15 protein-coding genes are annotated in these 21,148 nt (G+C 40.8%); 8 read left to right on the forward strand and 7 right to left on the reverse strand.

Going from position 1 to position 21,148, the window contains the following annotated elements; genetic code table 11:
• Positions 1-8: 8 nt before the first annotated feature.
• The 3 genes from carB to dapB form a co-directional block, all read right to left on the reverse strand.
• Complete coding sequence (gene carB, locus ABJV04_RS19415; protein ID WP_348493250.1) at positions 9-3,233, reverse strand: carbamoyl-phosphate synthase large subunit; 3,225 nt, start codon at positions 3,231-3,233, stop codon at positions 9-11.
• A 19-nt stretch (positions 3,234-3,252) separates the two neighbouring features.
• A complete protein-coding gene (gene carA / locus ABJV04_RS19420; RefSeq protein ID WP_348493251.1) occupies positions 3,253-4,416 on the reverse strand; it encodes a glutamine-hydrolyzing carbamoyl-phosphate synthase small subunit in 1,164 nt (387 codons plus the stop codon).
• Positions 4,417-4,742: 326 nt separating this feature from the next.
• Complete coding sequence (gene dapB, locus ABJV04_RS19425) at positions 4,743-5,546, reverse strand: 4-hydroxy-tetrahydrodipicolinate reductase (RefSeq protein ID WP_348493252.1); 804 nt, start codon at positions 5,544-5,546, stop codon at positions 4,743-4,745.
• A 208-nt stretch (positions 5,547-5,754) separates the two neighbouring features.
• On the opposite strand from dapB, the gene ABJV04_RS19430 reads away from it, so the two are divergent.
• The 3 genes from ABJV04_RS19430 to ABJV04_RS19440 all read left to right on the forward strand — a co-directional run bounded on the left by ABJV04_RS19430 (position 5,755) and on the right by ABJV04_RS19440 (position 8,602).
• Complete coding sequence (locus ABJV04_RS19430; RefSeq protein WP_348493253.1) at positions 5,755-6,282, forward strand: PH domain-containing protein; 528 nt, start codon at positions 5,755-5,757, stop codon at positions 6,280-6,282.
• Positions 6,275-7,840 carry a PH domain-containing protein gene (locus ABJV04_RS19435; protein ID WP_348493254.1) on the forward strand — a complete coding sequence of 522 codons (1,566 nt, stop codon included), beginning with the start codon at positions 6,275-6,277 and terminating at the stop codon, positions 7,838-7,840. The genes ABJV04_RS19430 and ABJV04_RS19435 overlap by 8 nt, the downstream gene beginning before the upstream one ends.
• Positions 7,841-7,918: 78 nt before the next feature.
• Positions 7,919-8,602 (forward strand): cytochrome b/b6 domain-containing protein, encoded by a 684-nt coding sequence (locus ABJV04_RS19440; protein ID WP_348493255.1) that lies wholly within the window; start codon positions 7,919-7,921, stop codon positions 8,600-8,602.
• A gap of 24 nt (positions 8,603-8,626) precedes the next feature.
• Here ABJV04_RS19440 and ABJV04_RS19445 read toward each other — a convergent pair whose 3' ends face one another.
• From ABJV04_RS19445 to grpE, 4 genes are all read right to left on the reverse strand, one after another.
• Positions 8,627-9,103: a cytochrome c gene (locus ABJV04_RS19445; protein ID WP_348493256.1), complete on the reverse strand. Its 477-nt coding sequence runs from the start codon at positions 9,101-9,103 to the stop codon at positions 8,627-8,629.
• A gap of 241 nt (positions 9,104-9,344) precedes the next feature.
• Positions 9,345-10,490, reverse strand: a complete 1,146-nt coding sequence (gene dnaJ, locus ABJV04_RS19450) for a molecular chaperone DnaJ (protein WP_348493257.1) — start codon at positions 10,488-10,490, stop codon at positions 9,345-9,347.
• A gap of 203 nt (positions 10,491-10,693) precedes the next feature.
• Positions 10,694-12,622, reverse strand: a complete 1,929-nt coding sequence (gene dnaK / locus ABJV04_RS19455; protein WP_348493258.1) for a molecular chaperone DnaK — start codon at positions 12,620-12,622, stop codon at positions 10,694-10,696.
• Between the two features lie 102 nt (positions 12,623-12,724).
• Entirely contained in the window at positions 12,725-13,342 is a 618-nt protein-coding gene (gene grpE / locus ABJV04_RS19460; protein ID WP_348493259.1) for a nucleotide exchange factor GrpE, read from the reverse strand.
• A gap of 228 nt (positions 13,343-13,570) precedes the next feature.
• Here grpE and ABJV04_RS19465 point away from each other — a divergent pair, with 228 nt between their 5' ends.
• The 5 genes from ABJV04_RS19465 to ABJV04_RS19485 all read left to right on the forward strand — a co-directional run bounded on the left by ABJV04_RS19465 (position 13,571) and on the right by ABJV04_RS19485 (position 21,141).
• Positions 13,571-16,939 carry a PAS-domain containing protein gene (locus ABJV04_RS19465; protein WP_348493260.1) on the forward strand — a complete coding sequence of 1,123 codons (3,369 nt, stop codon included), beginning with the start codon at positions 13,571-13,573 and terminating at the stop codon, positions 16,937-16,939.
• A 238-nt stretch (positions 16,940-17,177) separates the two neighbouring features.
• Positions 17,178-17,561 (forward strand): BlaI/MecI/CopY family transcriptional regulator, encoded by a 384-nt coding sequence (locus tag ABJV04_RS19470; protein ID WP_348493261.1) that lies wholly within the window; start codon positions 17,178-17,180, stop codon positions 17,559-17,561.
• Between the two features lie 2 nt (positions 17,562-17,563).
• The gene (locus tag ABJV04_RS19475) at positions 17,564-18,553 is read left to right on the forward strand and encodes a M56 family metallopeptidase (RefSeq protein ID WP_348493262.1); all 990 of its coding nucleotides are present in this window, start codon (positions 17,564-17,566) and stop codon (positions 18,551-18,553) included.
• A 13-nt stretch (positions 18,554-18,566) separates the two neighbouring features.
• On the forward strand, positions 18,567-19,892 hold the full coding sequence (locus tag ABJV04_RS19480; RefSeq protein WP_348493263.1) for a TolC family protein: 1,326 nt from the start codon (positions 18,567-18,569) through the stop codon (positions 19,890-19,892).
• A 16-nt stretch (positions 19,893-19,908) separates the two neighbouring features.
• Positions 19,909-21,141 (forward strand): HlyD family efflux transporter periplasmic adaptor subunit, encoded by a 1,233-nt coding sequence (locus ABJV04_RS19485; RefSeq protein ID WP_348493264.1) that lies wholly within the window; start codon positions 19,909-19,911, stop codon positions 21,139-21,141.
• Positions 21,142-21,148 lie beyond the last annotated feature (7 nt).

Raw genomic sequence — 21,148 nt, forward strand, 5'->3', positions numbered from 1 at the left:
CCACAAGTTTAGCGTTCGTTAACTCTCTGGTGTAAAGATTGCACCGAGTTAACTTTTGCACGATCATCTGCAGCTTGTGAGTTCACAGTGGCAAATGCGGCATTTAACGTTGTGGTATAAGTGATTTTATTAAGCAAAGCTTCGCGACGAATATACACGGAATCATTGATCGCTTTGCGCCCCTCGGTAGTGTTAACAATATAACAATACTCACGGTTTTTAATGGCATCAACGATGTTTGGTCGACCTTCTGTGAGTTTGTTAACTACACTACAGGCGATGCCAACATCATTCAATTGTTTTGCCGTACCTGAGGTTGCTTCTAAGCTAAAACCTTTCTCAATCATCTTGCGCGCAAGTTCAACAACACGGTTTTTGTCATTATGACGTACTGAAATAAGCGCCTTGCCTTTTTGCGGGATAGGCGCACCAGCACCTAGGTTCGCTTTAGCATAAGCTTCTTCAAAGGTATCGCCAACGCCCATAACTTCACCAGTTGAGCGCATCTCAGGACCTAATAAAGGATCAACACCCTGGAACTTGGCAAATGGCAGTACTACTTCTTTCACTGAGTAGAACGGCGGAATAATTTCCTCATTCACACCCTGTGAAGGAAGTGATTGACCCACCATGGCTCTTGCACCAATTTTTGCTAACGCCATTCCCGTTGCTTTAGATACAAATGGAACAGTACGAGCCGCTCTAGGGTTCACTTCAATTAAGTACACTTCGCCATTTTTCACAGCAAACTGAGTATTCATCAAACCCACAACACCTAGCTCTAGTGCCATGTCTTTAACTTGCTTGCGCATAACGTCTTGAATTTCTTGACTCAATGAGTACGGAGGTAAAGAACAGGCTGAATCACCTGAGTGAACACCGGCTTGTTCAATATGCTCCATAATGCCACCGATAACCACGTTTTCGCCATCACACATGGCGTCAATGTCAACTTCAATGGCATCATCAAGGAATCGGTCAAGTAAAACAGGAGAGTCATTGGAAACCTTTACAGCTTCATTCAAATAACGTTTTAGATCTTTTAAATCGTAAACAATTTCCATTGCTCGGCCACCTAATACGTAGGATGGACGCACAACTAATGGAAACCCAATTTTTTCAGCTTCGGCCAACGCTTGCTCCATATTGCTAACAGTGCAATTGGCAGGTTGTTTTAGGTTTAATTTATTCACCATATGCTGGAAACGTTCACGATCTTCGGCTCTATCGATAGCATCAGGCGAAGTACCAATTATTGGCACACCAGCAGCTTCTAAGTCACGAGCGAGTTTCAGTGGAGTTTGTCCACCATACTGCACTATTACGCCCTTCGGCTTTTCGATACGTACAATTTCAAGCACATCTTCTAGTGTAACGGACTCGAAATATAGTCTATCAGAGGTATCGTAATCCGTTGAAACAGTTTCAGGGTTACAGTTAACCATGATAGTTTCATAACCATCTTCACGCATCGCTAAAGCGGCATGAACACAACAGTAGTCAAATTCTATACCTTGACCAATGCGGTTAGGCCCGCCACCTATAACCATAATCTTATCTTTATCAGATGGATTTGCTTCGCACTCTTCGTCATAGGTGGAATACATATACGCAGTGCTAGTTGAAAACTCTGCAGCACAGGTATCAACACGTTTATAGACAGGCATGATTTCCATGGAGTGTCTGACTTCACGCACGTCACTTTCAGCAACATTAGTTAATTCTGCTAAACGAGAATCTGCAAAACCTTTACGTTTAAGGATACGCATCATATCTAGATCGATACCCGTTAAACCAATCTCTGCTACTTGTTTTTCGAGGTTAATAAGGTCCTCAATCTGTACCAAGTACCAACGATCAATGTTGGTCAACGCGAATACTTGCTCTACTGACATCCCCATTCGCATAGCATCAGCAATATACCAAATACGTTCTGCGCCAGGTTCTCTGAGTTCACGAATTATAGTGTCTTCGCTTTCAGGATCGTCAATATCGATAATTGGGTTTAGGCCGTTAACACCAACTTCTAAGCCACGTAGTGCTTTTTGCAAAGACTCTTGCAGATTACGGCCGATAGCCATAACTTCACCCACAGACTTCATCTGTGTGGTTAGACGGTCATTAGCACCCGCGAATTTTTCGAAATTAAAACGAGGTATTTTGGTAACAACGTAATCTATAGCTGGCTCAAAAGATGCTGGAGTTAATCCACCGGTAATGTCATTGGCAAGTTCATCCAAGGTGTAACCAACCGCCAATTTAGCCGCGACTTTAGCAATCGGGAAACCTGTCGCTTTTGAAGCCAGAGCGGAAGAACGAGACACCCTAGGGTTCATTTCAATAATGACCATACGACCAGTTTTCGGGTCTACACCAAACTGTACATTCGAACCGCCGGTTTCAACACCAATCTCACGTAATACTGCCATTGCTGCATTACGCATGATTTGAAACTCTTTATCCGTAAGGGTTTGCGCTGGCGCAACCGTAATAGAGTCGCCGGTGTGCACGCCCATAGGGTCGAAGTTTTCAATGGTACAAACAATAATACAATTATCGCTCTTGTCTCGTACCACTTCCATTTCATACTCTTTCCAACCAATTAACGATTCATCAATCAATAATTCACTGGTTGGTGAGAGGTCTAATCCGCGACGACAAATTTCATCAAATTCATCAACGTTATACGCAATACCACCACCGGAACCGCCCATGGTAAAAGAAGGTCTTATGATGCAAGGAAAGCCAATACGGCTTAGTACGTCATGTGCTTGTTCGATAGTATGCGCGATTTCAGCTCTCGGGCATGCCAAACCAATAGATTTCATTGCCTTGTCGAAACGCTCACGATCTTCTGCTTTATCGATAGCATCGGCAGTTGCACCAATCATTTCTACTGAAAACTCGTCTAAAACGCCATGTTTGTTTAGATCAAGGGCACAATTCAATGCGGTTTGACCACCCATGGTGGGCAGAATTGCGTCAGGACGTTCTTTTTCAATGATGCGTTTTACCACTTCCCAGTGGATTGGCTCTATGTAGGTGGCATCAGCCATTTCCGGATCGGTCATGATAGTGGCCGGGTTGGAATTAACCAAAATAACCCGATAGCCCTCTTCACGCAGAGCTTTACAGGCTTGAGCTCCTGAATAATCAAATTCGCAAGCTTGTCCGATCACGATTGGACCTGCGCCCAGAATCAGAATGCTTTTTAAATCAGTACGTTTTGGCATAGTATTCTTTCTCTAAGTATCAAGCTGAAGTTGAAGTAGTTGCTGATTTTGATTTTTCTATCAGCTCAATAAAATGGTCAAACAAAGGAGCTGCATCATGAGGACCAGGGCTTGCTTCAGGGTGACCTTGAAAACTAAATGCCGGTTTATCATTTCTGCGTATGCCCTGTAACGACTTATCAAACAAAGATACGTGTGTTACCTCTAAATTATCAGGCAAAGATGACTCATCCACAGCAAAACCATGGTTTTGGCTGGTTATCATCACTACATCACCTTCTAAATCTTTTACAGGGTGATTAGCACCGTGATGTCCAAACTTCATTTTTTGTGTTTTCGCACCGCTAGCTAAGGCTAACAATTGATGGCCTAAGCAAATACCAAAAATTGGAATTTCAGTTTCTAAGAAACTTTTAATGGCCGCAATTGCGTAATCGCAAGGTTCAGGATCACCAGGTCCATTAGATAAAAATATTCCATCAGGCTCCATGGCTAGCACTTCTTCAGCAGGAGTAGTAGCAGGAACAACCGTTAATCGGCAACTTCTGTCGACTAACATACGTAAAATATTATGTTTGGCACCAAAATCATAAGCAACTACGTGAAACTTACAATCTTCTACATTCTTAGCATAACCAGTTTCTAACGACCACACTCCGTCTTGCCAAGGATACGCTTTGTCAGTGGTGACAACTTTAGCCAGATCCATGCCTTTCAAGCCGGGAAATGCTTTAGCCGCGGTTAAGGCTTCGGAAACATCATCCTGATTAAATTCATCAACAGTAACAATGCATCCTTTTAACGCACCTTTATCGCGTAGAATTCGTGTCAATCTGCGGGTATCAATATCAGCAATACCTAGAATATTGTTATGTTTCAAATAGTCAGAAAGAGAAGATTGATTACGGAAGTTACTAGCTAATAAAGGAAGGTCTCGAATAATTAGGCCTTTAGCCCAAATTTTTGTGGATTCAACATCTTCTTCATTAGTACCAGTATTACCTATATGGGGATATGTTAAGGTAATAATTTGTTCAGCATATGAAGGGTCAGTTAAAATCTCCTGATAACCTGTCATCGATGTATTAAATACCACTTCACCGACAGAAACACCAGAAGCTCCAATAGATGTGCCTTTGAAAACAGAACCGTCTTCTAACACCAAAAGGGCAGAAATAGCCAAGTCAACCTCCTAATTAAGGACAACCCAAGGTTTTTTTGCAAGCTAAGCATCAAAACCCTATAAAAAACGAGTTGAAATTATTAATTTACATCCCGTTTACTTCATCGCCGCTAGTATTTTCGGGAGATTTAGCATCTCGAATCCGAAAATTTGGCAAATTCCCGAGATCATACACTAATGGTTTTATTTGATCCATTAGAATGTAGAAAAATTACTAAAATGAGCATTTGACTCAAAATTCAGTGGTTAATCATTAAAACGTTCAATTAGGAGAGAGGCAGAAGTAATAGTTTTTTATCTATCCTTTTCCCTAAATTGAGCATAGATTAATTAAATCCCAACACATCCTGCATTGAATACAAACCATTAGGTTTGCCTATTAGCCACTTAGCAGCGGTTATCGCTCCTTTAGCAAACGTTAACCTGCTCGATGCCTTATGAGTAATCTCTAAACGCTCACCTATATCGGCAAATAATGCAGTGTGTTCACCCACCACATCGCCGGCTCTTACTGTAGCAAAGCCAATAGTTTCATGCTTACGCTCCCCAGTATCGCCCTCTCTGCCGTACACGGCACATTGATTTAAATCACGGCCAATTTCATCGGCGATAGCTTCCCCTATGGCCATAGCGGTGCCTGATGGAGCGTCCTTCTTAAAGCGGTGATGGGCTTCAAGAATTTCAATATCTGCTGAATCCCCCATTGTTTTGGCTGCTTGACGAACCAAATTCAGCATAAGGTTAACCCCAACACTGTAGTTCGCAGCAAAAACAATCGGAATTTTAGTTGAAGCAAGCGTTAACATTTCTTTTTGTTTATCGTTAAGCCCAGTGGTACCAATAACGATTGCCTTATTATTTTTTACGCACCAATCTAAGTTTTGTTCAAGTACATCAGGCAGCGTAAAATCAATAACGGCATCTATTTCAGCAGCGTTATGCTCTAAGCTAGAAGTAATTTCCACATTTTGTTTACCAATACCCGCTAATTCTCCAGCGTCCATTCCTATCCAGTTAGAGCCTTCTCGCACTGAAGCTGCAGCCAACGTTATGTTAGCGTCTAAATGGGCTGCATCTATTAATACTCGTCCCATTCGGCCATTGGCGCCTAAAATACCAATTCCTGTCATTTTCTACTCATCTCACTTAATCAATATTTTCGATTATTGTGCAATATAAACCACTAATTTGCAGCAGTAAAAACGCGATAAGTTATATTTGATTGAATCATTTGATGGGTAATTTTTAAGCCATTATGATTTTGTAACCTTATATATATTGATTCAAAATTTGATTCCGCTACATTAAGGTAAACTAAATTAATGTTGCCCAACTATTGTGACTTATCAAGTATTAGAAACATCTGCCCTACCTGATCCATTAGAAATTGATTTTGAACCTCTAAATATTCGCTATCGTCCTATGGCCATTTCCACTATTTGGATGTTTTCAATAGTCTTTATGCTCATTATGACTTTAACGCGATGGCAGCCATTTATTGCACTCCCAACAGATCTCTTAGCAGCCTACCCGCTAGCTGTTGGCGTAGTACTTTTCATTTCGATACTAATTAGCCTCTATTTATATATTGCGATTCCATGTAAACAATATTGTTTAACAGAAACCAATTTGCATTTTGCTTGCGGTGTAATATTCCGCAGAATTTATAGCCAGCCAATATTACGAATACAACACGTTGAATTAAAACGAGGGCCCATTGAGCGTGCTTTCAAGTTAGCATCATTACAGGTTTTTAGTGCTGGCGGCTCTATTCATACCTTTGAAATTCCAGGCCTGAGTTTGCATGATGCACAGAAAATCAGGCAGTTTATCTTAGACCATAAAGGTGTTCGCACTAATGGATAACGACCAGATTAAGGCTGCATCTAATCCGGAAAAATGGCAGAAACTATCGCCCATTGCGGTGCTATATTTTATTGCAAGTGGGATTAAAGTAGCCGCCAATAATGCTATTTATTTACTCCCAGCTGTTGCAATAAGCTATTCCACTGTACAAGAGAATCCACAAATTTGGCTCCCTATCGTAGTGGGTGTTTTATGTTTAATTGGTATTTCCTCATGGCTTCAATATGCTTTTTATTCATTCCGACTGATTAATGAGACTGTAGAAATTCGATCTGGTGTTTTTTCCAAAACACATGTTGATTTACCTTTTGCTCGAATTCAAAACGTGACTATCGAAATTCCGCTGTATTATCGACTTACTGATACCTGTTGTTTGCAACTCGATACTGCAGGTTCGACAAAACAAGAAGCTAAAATCGTCGCTTTACCTGTAGATTTTGCCGAAACATTAAAAAAATCCATTCTAAACAAAGTTCAAACTGAAAATGATAGTTCACAAGGGAAAATAGCAAACCAACAAGCTACCCACGAGCAATCGCCACTAAATAATGAGAATGAGGAATTACTTAATCAACGTTCTCTCAAAGATCTAATCTTGCACGGTATAACCAACAATAGAGTATGGATTATTATTGGTGCTCTAGCGCCTTTTTATGATGATGTTGCCCGTTATTTAGCATCTATAGCACAGCAGTTAGGCTTTGATTATCAACACTTTTTTGACACACAGTCACAGGCAGCCTGGCAACTGGGATTAGCTTTTTTATCGTTAATACTACTGGCTACATTGTCTGTTACCTTGTTATCCGTGCTGGGCTCTATCGTTCTGTTTTACGACTATAAATTGGCGAAAACCACAGACCGATATATTCGGCGCAGTGGTCTACTAACCAAGCAAGAAGTCAGTATGAAACGTTCGCGCCTACAAGTAATTGCCCTAAAGCAAGATTGGTTGGATGTACTGCTTGGCAGAATCAATTTAGAACTAAAACAAAATAGCAGTGGAGGCCAAAATAGTAACGATTTACAAGCAGACACAAATAAAATATTAGTTCCCTCTGTTACTCAACAAGAAGCAGAAAGCATAGTCAAAGATGCCTTACCGAATAATAAACTCTATGAAACTGGCTTCCACAGCATCAGTAAAAGGTTTATTTTGCGTCAAGTTTTGTGGTTAATCCCTTTTAATCTGCTTATAAGCGCAATCACTTTTTCAAATTCAGGCATTTTCGGTATTTTACTCACACAGCTTGCAAGTGGATTGATAGTATTTTTGATATATTGTCGATGGAAACGTTGGGGTTATGCCGATGATGAAGAGTATATTTATATTAGAAAAGGATTATTCGGCGTGGATTTTTACAGCTTTCCAAAATATAAAGTACAACAAACTCAATTCATTCAAAGTCGTATGATGAGAAAGCGCAATTTAGCTACCATAAGCATCGTTATGGCCTCAGGTGCCTTAACTATTCCTTTTATAAATCAGCTTGATGGCAAAAGACTTTTAAGTAGCTCTTTGTTTACCGTCTCCGAACTAAATCGTTCTTGGATGTAAACAGTAAGGCGTAATAATAAGTATTGAACGATCTTAATTAACTTGACTATATTCTGACCTCTTTGGAGAAAAATCAAAATGCAGAAGAAATTAATCTGGGATTTACCCCTTAGGCTTTTTCACTGGCTATTGGTGCTGGCGTTAGTATCCCAATGGATAACAGCCGAATTAGGTAGTGAATATATGGATTATCACTTTTATATTGGTTACTTCATCTTAGGTTTAATAATCTTCAGATTGATTTGGGGACTAGTTGGTCCCAAATATGCCAGATTCAGTAACTTTTTATATCCTCCCAAAGCTATCTGGCAATATTTAAGATCTTTTTTGCAAGCCCAAAACCCGCACTTCACAGGTCACAATCCTTTGGGAGGCCTTATAGTCCCGGCGGTTATCTTAATAGTTGGTGCTCAAGCTGTTACTGGGTTATTTGCCAGTGACGATGTGCTTGCATCAGGACCTTATATGTCTGCGGTAAGCAGTGAAACTCAAGGGTGGCTGGATGGTTTACACCATAAAATTTTCAACGTTATATTGGCCATTGCTGGCATACACATAGTCGCCATTGCTTGGTATCAATTCGGTCGGAAAATCCCCTTAGTTGGAGCGATGATTACAGGTAAAAAAACCGATGCTGCGCAAAGCAGTATCGGTTCATCAAGATTATTATTAGCGCTGATTATTGCAATTATAATTGCAGCCTTTCTGTACTGGTTAATTGCTGTTGCAGCACCTGTACCCGAAATGGACTACTATTTCTAATTAAAAATGGGTTCTTACAAGGTGCTATTCGGCCTTGTAAGAATCATGGCAACCTTTACAAGATTTGAACACTGCGCCAATGTTAGCTTTTAACTGACCTTCATCTCCACTTGCAGCCGCCATTTTTAGGTTAGCTGCAGCTTCAGTTAATGCGGTAATTTTTGTTTGGAAGTCAGGGTAATCTTTCCAGATCGCTGGTAATGCTTCGGTATCAACACTGAACTTACTTGTATCAACGGAAAAATAATCGTCCATCATCAAAGATAACTGTTCTATACGCGTTGCATTTTTTTCTAAAGTTTCGGCACTTAACGGGACTTGACCTTTTGCCATAGCGCCCATAATCCCAACGTTACTTTTCACTAATTGCAATATAGCTTGGCGGTACTCAACTGCGTCACCTGCATGTTTTTCAGACTTAGCAGCTGTAACTGCTACTGAAGCAAAGCTTGCAGTTAACAATGTAATACCTAACATCGCAGGGGCGATAATGTTTTTCATATTGACCTCGATTAAATGGATAGTTTATTGGATTCATAGACTTAGATTCGACTTACAAAAGCAATTTACATTGTTATATCGTTATAAATCAACAATAAATTAGTGAAACATTTGTTTAAGTCTGAATGCTTAAACAAAGTTATTTACTGTAAGTAGCCACTACATAAATTAAAGCATAAATCTTAGGTGTAAAAAAAGACGCCATAAAGATGGCGTCTTTATCATACCACTAATTTTCTATTTAACTGGTTAAGTCATCGAAGAATTTCTTCACACCATCGAAAAAGCCTTTCTCTTTTGGACGGTACTTAGCAGCTTCGTCACCTTTACCCATGGAGTTGTTCAATTCCTGCAATAACTCTTTTTGTTTGCTATTAAGGTTAACCGGCGTTTCAACCACAACTCGGCACATTAAATCGCCGACACTGCCACTTCGTACAGATTTAACCCCTTTACCGCGTAAACGGAAAAGCTTACCAGTTTGCGTTTCTGGCGTGATTTTCAGCTTAACTTTGCCATCGAGTGTAGGCACTTCAATATCGCCACCTAGGGCCGCTACCGTAAAGCTTAATGGCACTTCACAATATAAATTATTGCTATCTCTGGTAAAGATATTATGTTCACGTACATGCACTTGAACATACAAATCACCTGGAGGTGCCCCGCTTTCACCCGCTTCACCTTCACCGGTTAAACGAATACGATCACCGGTATCTACACCAGCAGGAACTTTGACTGATAAGGTTTTTGTTTTTTCTGTTCGACCATGGCCATGACAAGCACGACAAGGATCAGCAATAATTTGACCACGACCGTTACATGTAGGACAGGTTTGCTGTACGGCAAAAAAGCCCTGACGCATTTGAACTTGGCCATTACCATGACAAGTTGGGCAAGTAGTAGGTTTAGTGCCTTTTTTGGCACCAGAACCATCACAGACTTCACAAGCGACAAGTGTCGGAACTTTTATCTCAACACTTTTACCGCGCACAGCTTCTTCTAGGCTTAGTTCTAAATTATAACGTAAGTCGGAGCCCTGACGAGCACGTGACTGACGTCCGCCACGACCACCGCCGCCACCGCCAAATATATCGCCGAACACATCGCCAAAAATATCGCCAAAATCAGCCCCACCACCAAAGCCAGCGCCGCCTCGGTTAGGATCAACGCCTGCGTGACCATATTGGTCATACGCCGCACGCTTTTGCGAATCGGTTAGGATTTCGTGAGCTTCTTGCACCTCTTTAAATTTTTCTTCCATGGCTTTATCACCCTTAGTTCTGTCAGGGTGATATTTCATGGCGAGGCGTTTGTATGCCTTTTTAATTTCGCGCTCGTCAGCACTTTTGCTAACTCCAAGCACTTCATAATAGTCTCGCTTCGACATATCGCTTGTTTATCCTTTTTGATGACAAACACAACTTACTGTGTTTGAACTTGAGCAACGTTAGATGCCCTTATTATTCGGGCTTATCCCCTTGCCACCTAAACGCGAAATTAAGTAACAAGGGGATAACACTTAAAAGGCGCAGAAAGGTTATTTCTGCGCCTGCTTTTATATTTCACCTATCAATTGACAGGTTAAGACGCTTATTTTTTGTCGTCTTTAACTTCTTCAAACTCAGCGTCAACAACATCGTCTTCGCCTTCAGCTGTTTCTGCTTGAGGTTGTTCTGCACCCGCAGCAGCACCATCAGCAGCAGCTTTAGCTTGAGCAATTTCCATCAACTTAGCAGAAGCTTGAATCAACTCTTGAGTTTTAGCTTCAATTTCAGCTTTATCTTCGCTCTTCACAGCTGTTTCAAGTGCTTCAATTGCCGCTTCGATAGTAGCTTTATCTTCAGCTGGCAAGTCATCACCGGCTTCTTCAATTTGTTTTTTGGTACCGTGGATCATGGCATCAGCCTGATTACGTGTTTGTACCATTTCTTCAAATTTCGCATCCGCATCTTTATTCGCTTCTGCATCAGCTACCATTTGCTCAACTTCAGACTCACTTAAACCAGAAGAAGCTTGGATGGTGATTTTCTGCTCTTTACCTGTATCTTTATCTTTAGCAGATACATGTAAAATACCGTCAGCATCAATATCGAAAGTAACTTCAATTTGAGGTGCGCCACGTTGCGCTGGACGAATACCTTCTAGATTAAATTGACCTAGAGATTTGTTACCAGCAGCTTGCTTACGCTCACCTTGTAATACGTGTACGGTTACCGCAGACTGATTGTCTTCAGCAGTTGAGAACGTCTGAGATTTCTTAGTAGGAATCGTAGAGTTTTTCTCAATCAGCGCAGTCATCACTCCGCCCATGGTTTCAATACCAAGAGATAGAGGTGTTACATCAAGTAACAATACGTCTGTAACGTCACCGGCTAAAACACCACCTTGAATCGCTGCACCTGCAGCAACAGCTTCATCAGGGTTAACATCTTTACGAGGTTCTTGACCGAAGAATTCAGTTACATACTTTTGAACCAATGGCATACGTGTCTGACCACCAACCAAGATAATGTCGTTAACATCACTTACTGATAAGTCTGCATCTGCTAGCGCTTTTTTCACTGGCTCAAGAGTTTCTTTAACCATATCTTCAACAAGTGATTCTAACTTAGCACGAGTTACTTTGATTGTAAGGTGCTTAGGACCAGAAGCATCAGCAGTAATATAAGGTAGATTGACTTCAGTTTGTTGTGCAGAAGACAATTCAATTTTCGCTTTCTCACCAGCTTCTTTAAGGCGCTGCATTGCTAGAGGATCTTTACGCAAGTCTACGCCTTGATCTTTCTTAAATTCGTCAACCAAGTAATTGATTACGCGGTTATCAAAATCTTCACCACCTAGGTGAGTATCACCATTAGTCGCAAGTACTTCAAACGTGTGCTCGCCTTCAACTTCATCAATTTCAATGATTGAAATATCGAAAGTACCACCACCAAGGTCATAAACGGCAACAACATTATCACCTTTTTTCTTATCCATACCGTATGCAAGTGCAGCAGCAGTTGGCTCATTGATGATACGTTTAACTTCTAGACCAGCAATTTTACCGGCATCTTTAGTCGCTTGACGTTGAGAGTCATTAAAGTAAGCAGGAACAGTGATAACGGCTTCAGTGACTTTTTCACCCAAGTAGTCTTCAGCTGTTTTTTTCATTTTTTTCAGTACTTCAGCTGAGATTTGTGGCGGAGCCAATTTCTCACCCTTCACTTCTACCCATGCATCACCATTATCAGCTTTGCTGATAGAGAATGGCATAATGTCGATATCACGTTGAACTTCTTTATCTTCCCAACGACGACCGATAAGACGCTTGATAGCATATAAAGTGTTTTGTGGATTAGTAACAGCTTGGCGTTTAGCAGGAGCACCTACCAAAGTTTCACCGTCGTTACTGTATGCAATAATAGATGGCGTTGTACGATCACCTTCTGCATTTTCTAAAATTTTAACTTTGTCGCCTTCTAAAACTGCGACACATGAATTTGTTGTACCTAAGTCGATACCAATGATCTTACCCATTAGCGTGTCTCCATAAAAAATTATTAAAACTAAGTCTTAGTATTTGTGGGGTTATTTTGATTTTTTTCAACATTAAATGTAAAAAAATCTCCACAAAAACCCTTATGCTTCGATGTCTACGCCACCTTCAGGGGCTCTAGAAACCATTACCATTGCAGGACGTAACAACCTGCCATTAATTTCATAGCCTTTTTGCATTACAGCCATCACCGTATTGGGCGATAACTCTGCATTTTCTTGCATCGACATTGCCTGATGCAACTCTGGGTTGAAGGGTTCACCTTGTGGGTCAATCACTTTCAATCCGAATTTTTCTACTGTGCTTACAAATGACTTAAGGGTAATATCTACACCTTCTATCATAGGTTTGAGAGACTCATTATCAGGATCGGCTAATTGAATAGCTCTTTCCAGATTATCTGCCACTGGCAAAAGCTCTCCTGCGAAACGTTCTAAAGCAAACTTACGTGCTTTTTCCACTTCGGCCTCTGCACGACGACGAGCATTTTCCATTTCAGCTTTGGCACGCAAAACCGAATCTCTCTGCTCATTCACTGTTGCTTCAGCTTTTGCTAACGCTTCTTGTAACTTTGCAATTGTTTGTTCGGAATCTCCGGCACCGGCATTTTCAGCCGCTTGTTCAACTTCAGCTTGTTCTGCTTGATTGAATTCAGGTTGTTCCTGTTGATTATTATCTGTTGGCTGTTGCTCTTTGCTCATGCCTTACTCCATCGCCTTTTTCACTTAACTTAAATCGGTTTATTTTCGAGTTGCGTTATTAATGGGGTTTGTTTAAACGGCTTCAAGGGTAAAGACCCCAGTTTTTTTAATGAAATAGAAAAAACATTTCCAATTGGAATTAAAAGCAAAGGGTTTTATAGTGAGTTTGGCTAATAAAAATAACGATATTTCAACAAATAGCCGCTGCAGAAGGATAAGAATTACTCCATGTTTACCCTTGTTTCCATGTCTACTGTCATATTTGTTTATTTAATCGCTTTATTCCTAGTAGGTTATTTAGGTGATAAATATTTACGACAAGGGCGACAACATCCCATCATTTATAGTTTAGCTTTGGGCGTTCATTGTTCGTCATGGGCATTCTTCGGCACCACAACCCAAGCTACCCAATACGGCTGGGCGTTTGTACCTACATATTTAGGCATTATTTTGGTGATGCTTTTAGGCTTTGGTGCGATGAAAAAAATGGCGGAGATATGTCAACGAAATAACATCAGTTCGCTTGCCGATTTTATTGGAGTGCAATACAACAGTGCAAACCTACTGGCGGCCATAGTGTCATTGTTATGTTTTATTGGCGTGGTGCCTTATGTCGCATTGCAACTGGATTCAGTTGTAGATAGCTTAACTCTGTTAACCAATGAGTCCTCTACTAGAATGGGGCTTTATGTTGCTGTAGTACTTGCTGTATTAGCCATATTTCTTGGAGCTCGCTCTTTTGATTTAACCGATAAAAAGCCCGGATTAATGCTCACTGTTGCGTTTGCATCATCGTTGAAGCTTATTGCCCTAAGTTTTGTTGGCATATTCGTTTGTTATGAATTATTCAACGGCATATTCGATTTAATGGGTAAAGCACAGTTATCCTCCAAAGCACAGCAGGTTTTACAGACGAACTCAGGAATGTGGGTATATGTAAGCCACGTATTTTTAGGAATATGTGCAATGTTTTGTTTACCACGGCAATTTCATGTGAATTTCGTGGAGTACAAATCGAACACTGAGTTAAATACGGCTAGGTGGCTATTTCCACTATTCTTGGTGGGCATGGGTTTGTTCGTTCTTCCCATCGGCCTTGCTGGTCACATATTGTTTGATAAACAGGAAGTTTCCACAGACATCTATGCACTCGCCCTGCCCTTAAATGCAAATAGTGCTCTAACAACCTTAGTCAGTTTCGTAGGTGGCTTAGCCGCTGCAACTAGCATGGTAGTGGTGGCGACGCTAGCGGTCGGAATAATGATTTCCAATAACCTGATTACCCCTGTTTGGGTCAAATTTAAATTAATTAACCAAAACCAGAATAATTTAAGTCCTTCCATCATTTTATTTATTCGACGCTTGACCATAGCTTCGGTATTAGCCGTCTCCTATTTTTATCACAAAGATGTTAGCTCAGGCTCGCCACTGGTCAATAGTGGTATTATTGCCATGGCTTTATTGGCGCAAACCTTTCCGATGATGCTCCTTAGCCTATATTGGCAGAAATCCAATAAATTGGCCGCCTATATTGGTCTACTCGTGGGTTCGGCAGGTTGGTTTTATTGGTTGCTTTGGCCCAGTATTACATCAAGCTACTATTTTGATCCTACTCCCACAGATTTAGAGTTGGGGCGTGGCTTTATATTCAGTTTACTCGCTAATGGAATATGTTTTTGCATCATTGCCTGGTGCTCTCCCACTAAACCTGTAAACCAAGCTAATCATTCCCAAAATAACCTTCCTCAAAAACATCCAATTAAGCTCTCAAAATTATTGGCTCTGACACAAAATGTGCTTAATGAAGAAGAAATTAAAGGCCTAAAAAGCAAACTTGGTAATGTCGATTTGAACAGCTTTGCTAGCATGAGTATTGTTGAATCTGTGGAAGGTATGTTGGCGGCTAAAATAGGCGGAGCAAGTTCACGAATATTAATCTCAGCCATCGCAGAAAAAGATGAAGTCCCACTTACCGAGTTAGTGGAATGGATGGAAGAAGCAGCGCAAACCTTTCAATTCAACCACGAAATATTGCAATCCAGTGTTGAGCATATCCAACAAGGCATTAGTGTAATTGATCCTGAATTAAAATTAATTGCGTGGAATCAACGCTATATTGAAATGTTTGACTATCCTGAGGGATATATTCATGCCGGCATCTCCATGCGAAAAATTCTGGCATTTAACGCCCAACGAGGGCTATTTGGTAGTATCGAGAACCCTCAACAGGAAATAGACAAACGAATTGAATATATCAAGCAAGGAAGTATTTATAAATATGTACGAAAACAACCAAACGGACAGGTAATAGAGCTCAATGGCGGCCCACTGCCCGGCGGTGGATTTGTTACCACCTACAGCGATATTACAGAATATATGGAAATTCAACAGCAATTAGAACTAGCCAAATCGCAATTGGAAAAACGCGTGGATCTGCGTACTGAAGAACTTAAACATTCCAATCAAGCATTAACCAAAGCCAAGCTGCTTGCCGAAAGAGCAAATGAGAGTAAAACGAAGTTCTTAGCCGCTGCAGGACACGACTTAATGCAACCTTTCAATGCGGCAAGTTTGTTTGGTGAACTAATACAGCAAAAATCAAACGAACCGGAAATAAAACTATTAAGCCAATCTTTAAATGACTCTATCAATAACGCTGAAGAACTACTTTCACTGCTTTTAGACATGACAAAACTAGAATCCGGGGTACTTGAATCCCATATTCAAGAGTTCCCCATTGATGATGTTTTATCGCCTTTATTTAATGACTTTAACCTTATCGCCCAGCGCAAAAAATTGAACTTGATATACGTACCTAGCAGCGCAGTGGTAATTTCGGATAAAAAGTTACTAAAACGCATAATTCAAAACTTATTATCAAACGCTATTCGTTATACGCAGTCTGGAAAGATAGTAATGGGCTGCCGCCGAAACAAACAACATATTAAAGTCTGTGTTCTAGACACTGGGCCAGGTATTTCAACGGCAGACCAAGACCATATCTTTGAGGAATTTAAACAGTTAGACAAAACCAACATTCAACAAGGATTGGGCTTAGGTTTAACGATTGTGGATCGAGTTTCGACACTCCTAAACCACCCCATCCAATTACAATCGCAGCTTGGCAAAGGCAGCAACTTTTCCGTTTCATTACCACTTGGTAAACGCCTTAAAAATCCCGTTAAAACCGCCGACGCTTTATTAGCAAAAACCGAGATTTTGCATGGTAGAACCGTTTTATTAGCCGAAAACGATCCGCAAACCCGTGAAGCGGTAGTGCAATTATTGGAAAGTTGGGAAGCAAAAGTGATCACCGTAGAAAACTTAAGTGATCTTGAAAAAGTAGACGTAAATGAACACATAGATTTAATGCTTTTAGACTATCATTTAGATCACCAGTTGACCGGATTAGATATTGCCGAAAACCTTAGAAAAAAACTGCAATATGAAGTACCTGGCATCCTTAATTCATCTGATCGTAGCGATATCATGCGTGAAAATGCGCAAAGAGCCGATCTTTTGTTTTTACCAAAACCCCTCAAAAGTGCGGCCTTAAAACGTATGTTGCGAAAAATTAGATGGGCTAGAATCGAATAAACTAACTTAATTTATTCCTTGCCTAATCAGCAATTTTTTAAATACGATTTAGATAAGAACAGACTGGCCCCAAAGAGCGATCAGCGGACGGTGGCAGATACCAATCTTACAAGGTAGGCTACCTTGTAAGGTCTTACTAATTAACCACCCCTCACTTCCGCCTTAAATTCAATAAACCGATTGCCTATCGGTTTTTGTTGTGGGAATATAGCCAGCGAATTAAATAGAGTAAAATGTTATGCAGTTAGGTGAACTAGAAAAGTTAGTGCTTCAGCATTTCTGGAATGTAAAAGAGGCGGATGCAAAGCAAGTACATAAAGCACTGGGGCTTGCGCGTGGTAATTCGTTAAATACCATTCAAAGCACGCTTGATAGACTATTTAAAAAAGAACTATTAAAGCGCACTAAACAAGGTCATGCGTATTGTTATTCAGCCAGAGTAGATCGTGAAGGCTTAATTGCTCAGCTTATTTCAAATATTACAAGCGACTTTGTGGAAGACGGTGAAAATAGCTTAATAGCCGCTTTTAGTTCCGCTTCAGCACAGCTTAATGACGAACAACTCGATACATTAGAAAAAATGATCGAAAAACAGCGCCAGTTAAGAAAGGAACACTCTTAATTATGTTAGTTGGGGATATGGCAATCGCACTGAACTTGCTCAGTGTTGCAGTACTTGCATTTGTGATCGGTATTGTAAGTGTTGCTGTCTTATCTCGTTTTGAGTTGTTCAGACTCAATCAAATTAATTTTAATAGCCAAAAATTTATATTGTGGTCACTTGTAAGTGCGCCTTGGTGGATAGCACTTTCCTGTATCGGCTATTTTATGCCTTACTCGTTAGGGTTTGATAAAGTTTTCAATACAAGCTGGTTCGAAGATTTTGCCCATTGGCACCACATCGATATTTTTAGCTTTTCAAGTTGGCACGGGCTAACATTACTTTTAGCATCAATCTATTTAGCATGGCGCGTAACTAAGACTATCTATGCTAGAACCAAACAGTCCATCGCATTATCGAGTTTACTAAGCTTTACTGATGCACAAGATGCTAAGACGACTAATGGCAACCAATATTACTTGATGCCAGTTAAAGTACCCGTCGCCTTTACTTCAGGCTTTATGTCCCCCAAGATCTATGTATCAACCGGACTACAAGCCCAAGTAAGCGATGAACAACTTAATATCATCGTTAATCATGAGCTTGCCCATGTAACAGCAAGAGATCCCTTATTTAAAGTACTATTCACAACACTTGCCAGCTTCTATACATCAGGTATAAAACAAAGCTTAATCGAGCAATATGTCTTGGTGACAGAGAAGATAGCCGATAATGAAGTCACTAAAGCATATGACAACCTAGATGTCGCACAGACATTGATTGATGTCGCTAGACTTCAAAAAACACTTCCTACGAATTACGATCAGGCGTCTGTTAGCTACTTCGGACATGATTACACCAGTCTTCGTGTTGAGCAGTTATTAAATCCAATTAATAAACCGTCACTTACCACTATCATCATTGCTCTAGCGTTATTGGCAGCTATGCCAGTACTCGCGGCATCCGCTGTCGATAGTTTTCATCACTTTATTGAAACGTTTTTCATCCATTAATTAAGGATATGGAATGAGATTTAACTCTTATAAAAGCAACGGGGAAAAACCGATTGGCTATCGGTTTTTGGCTATTGGTATAGCTGTAACAACGGGGCTTGGTTTAGCAATGCCAACTCCCTCTTTGGCTAATTCGCAGTCCCAGCAGCAAATACAGTCATCACATCAGATTATTAATCTTAGCAAGGCTGTGACCATGACTCTAGAAAGTCATCCTGAATTAAAAGCCTTGATAGCTCAAGAAGCCTTGTGGCAAGGCAATATCGAGCAAGCTGGCATTGGAGAACGCCCTCAAATAGGTTTAATAATTGAGGATGCGTTAGGGACAGGAGAGCATAGTTCATTAAAAAGTATGCAATCAACGCTCACTTACTCTTGGCTGCTTCAACAAGATCAAATTGATGGCAGAATAAATGCGGCAAAAAGCCAAGCAAGTTCAGTAATAGTTGAGCAAAGAATTAAAGCCCTCGATTTATCAGCGATTGTTGCTAAGCAGTTTGTTGAAATCTTGATAAAGCAAGAGCGCTTGAAACTTAATCAATTAGCGGTCTCTCAGGCACAGGAAGTGGTTGACGCCATTGCCAAAAGAGTAAAAGCAGGCAAAAGTTCTAATGTTGAAATGCGCTTGGCTCAAGCTGAGCTTGTTCGAAGAAATCTCGCTGTTGAAGATTTAGAGCACGAATTAAAAGCTAGCCATTATCAACTGTCATCCTTATGGGGTAAACCTCAGGCAGAGCTTAAGTTAACGGGAAATTTAATGCTTAAGCTGGACATTCCATCGGTAGAAAGCCAGCTAACCAAGCTTAAGCAAATCCCGCAAATACAGCAGTTTGTTAATGAACAACGTATCGCTCAGTCTCAAATGGAACTTGCACGCATTGAAGCAAAACCTCAGTGGCAATTCACTGCGGGATTAAGACGATATGAAACGACCGATGATTTTGGTTTAGTAGCTAGTGTCTCTATTCCTTGGGGAAGTGAAAATAGAAATGCAGGAACAATAGCTGCCTTACGCGCAAAACAAGATGTGCTGGCAAGTAAGCAACAAGCGTTAATGCAGAAACTTGATGCACAGCTATATGTGCTATTGCAAGAAATGGCACATTCCCAACATGTCATTGAAACGATTCAAGTAGAAATAATTCCCGTACTAGAAACCGCATTGACGGAAGCAGGTCAGGCATTTGATATCGGTAAGCTTAGCTACAGCCAGTGGAGTGATATACGTAGAGAGCTGCTCAGCGCCCAAAATCAGTTACTTGATGCTTATCAATCTTTGCACTTACAACATATTGAAATTCAACGCCTAACTGGCGTGTCCGTTAGTGATAACGAGTAAAACCGTGAGCAAACTTATGAAAAATAAAAATATTCTGTCGTCATTGAGCTTGGCGATTATTATCTCATTAACAGGTGTAGTCGCACCTAATGCTATTGCGGCATCAACACCTGCGGCTGAGCAAGCTGAACCAGAGAAAGGTCCACACCGTGGGCGCATGTTACGAGATGGTGATTTTGCAATTGAGCTATCCATTTTTGAAACAGGTGTACCGCCAGAGTTTCGCGTTTGGGCGACTCATGATGGACAGCCTATAGACCCAAAGAAAGTCGATTTAAACGTGAAATTAATTCGCCTAGGCAATGGTACTGATGATATTAACTTTAATGCTCAAGGTGACTTTCTTCGCGGTGATATGGTGATTTATGAGCCTCACTCTTTTGTTGTTGCCATTGAAGCAACTTATCAGGGTAAAAAGTACAATTGGCGATATGACAACTTCGAGGGTCGCACCACGATTGAACAGGCAGTTGCCGATGCAATGGAAATCAACACTGAAATTGCAGGCCCTGCGACCATTCATCAAACCATACCCGCTTATGGCAAATTAAGTTTACCTGTCGACGCTAAGCGAAACATTGCTGCCCGTTTTGATGGTGAAATCACCAAGCTGCATGTCAGCTACGGTGAAACCGTTAAAAAAGGTCAAACGCTATTCACAGTAGAAAGTAATGAAAGTCTTAAACCCTACGTTATTAAAGCGCCCACTAACGGTGTTATTACCCTGTTATTCGCAAACGCGGGTGAGCAAACCAGTGGTAGAACCTTACTTACCATTACCAATTTGACTCGCCATATTGCCAAATTAGCGGTTTATCCTTCGGATTATTCGAAGGTGAAATTGGAAACGCCAGTAACGTTAAACGTTGAAGGGCATGAGGAAAGCCTTGAAGGTAAGGTGTCATTTATTGAGCCTAGCGTGAGAGATGATCAAGCTCGATTAGTTTGGGTAGAAGTAACTGGTGGTAGCTTTTCTGAAGGCAGTTTTGTTAAAGCCGACATCGAAGTTGCAACCATTGATGTGCCTCTTGCTGTTAAACGTGTTGGTTTGCAAGGCTTTAGAGATTTTACTGTCGTTTACGCCAAAGTAGGTGAGCAATATGAAGTTCGCATGCTTGAGTTGGGCCGCGCTGGAGGCGAATGGATTGAAATATTAAGTGGCTTAAAAGCGGGGACAGAATACGTGACCAACAATAGCTATATTTTAAAAGCCGACATCGAAAAGTCTGGCGCATCACACGACCACTAGGAGCGTA

Source organism: Aliiglaciecola sp. (genome assembly GCF_039982535.1).
Classification (GTDB): Bacteria; Pseudomonadota; Gammaproteobacteria; order Enterobacterales; family Alteromonadaceae; genus Aliiglaciecola.

Excerpts from the sequence above, each read along its gene's own strand:
- ABJV04_RS19475 (WP_348493262.1), top strand. The coding sequence starts at position 17,564 with ATGTTAGTTGGGGATATGGCAATCGCACTGAACTTGCTCAGTGTTGCA.
- ABJV04_RS19485 (WP_348493264.1), top strand. The coding sequence starts at position 19,909 with ATGAAAAATAAAAATATTCTGTCGTCATTGAGCTTGGCGATTATTATC.
- ABJV04_RS19470 (WP_348493261.1), top strand. The coding sequence starts at position 17,178 with ATGCAGTTAGGTGAACTAGAAAAGTTAGTGCTTCAGCATTTCTGGAAT.
- ABJV04_RS19435 (WP_348493254.1), top strand. The coding sequence starts at position 6,275 with ATGGATAACGACCAGATTAAGGCTGCATCTAATCCGGAAAAATGGCAG.
- dapB (WP_348493252.1), bottom strand. The coding sequence starts at position 5,546 with ATGACAGGAATTGGTATTTTAGGCGCCAATGGCCGAATGGGACGAGTA.
- ABJV04_RS19445 (WP_348493256.1), bottom strand. The coding sequence starts at position 9,103 with ATGAAAAACATTATCGCCCCTGCGATGTTAGGTATTACATTGTTAACT.
- ABJV04_RS19480 (WP_348493263.1), top strand. The coding sequence starts at position 18,567 with ATGAGATTTAACTCTTATAAAAGCAACGGGGAAAAACCGATTGGCTAT.
- dnaK (WP_348493258.1), bottom strand. The coding sequence starts at position 12,622 with ATGGGTAAGATCATTGGTATCGACTTAGGTACAACAAATTCATGTGTC.
- ABJV04_RS19465 (WP_348493260.1), top strand. The coding sequence starts at position 13,571 with ATGTTTACCCTTGTTTCCATGTCTACTGTCATATTTGTTTATTTAATC.
- grpE (WP_348493259.1), bottom strand. The coding sequence starts at position 13,342 with ATGAGCAAAGAGCAACAGCCAACAGATAATAATCAACAGGAACAACCT.
- carB (WP_348493250.1), bottom strand. The coding sequence starts at position 3,233 with ATGCCAAAACGTACTGATTTAAAAAGCATTCTGATTCTGGGCGCAGGT.
- dnaJ (WP_348493257.1), bottom strand. The coding sequence starts at position 10,490 with ATGTCGAAGCGAGACTATTATGAAGTGCTTGGAGTTAGCAAAAGTGCT.
- ABJV04_RS19440 (WP_348493255.1), top strand. The coding sequence starts at position 7,919 with ATGCAGAAGAAATTAATCTGGGATTTACCCCTTAGGCTTTTTCACTGG.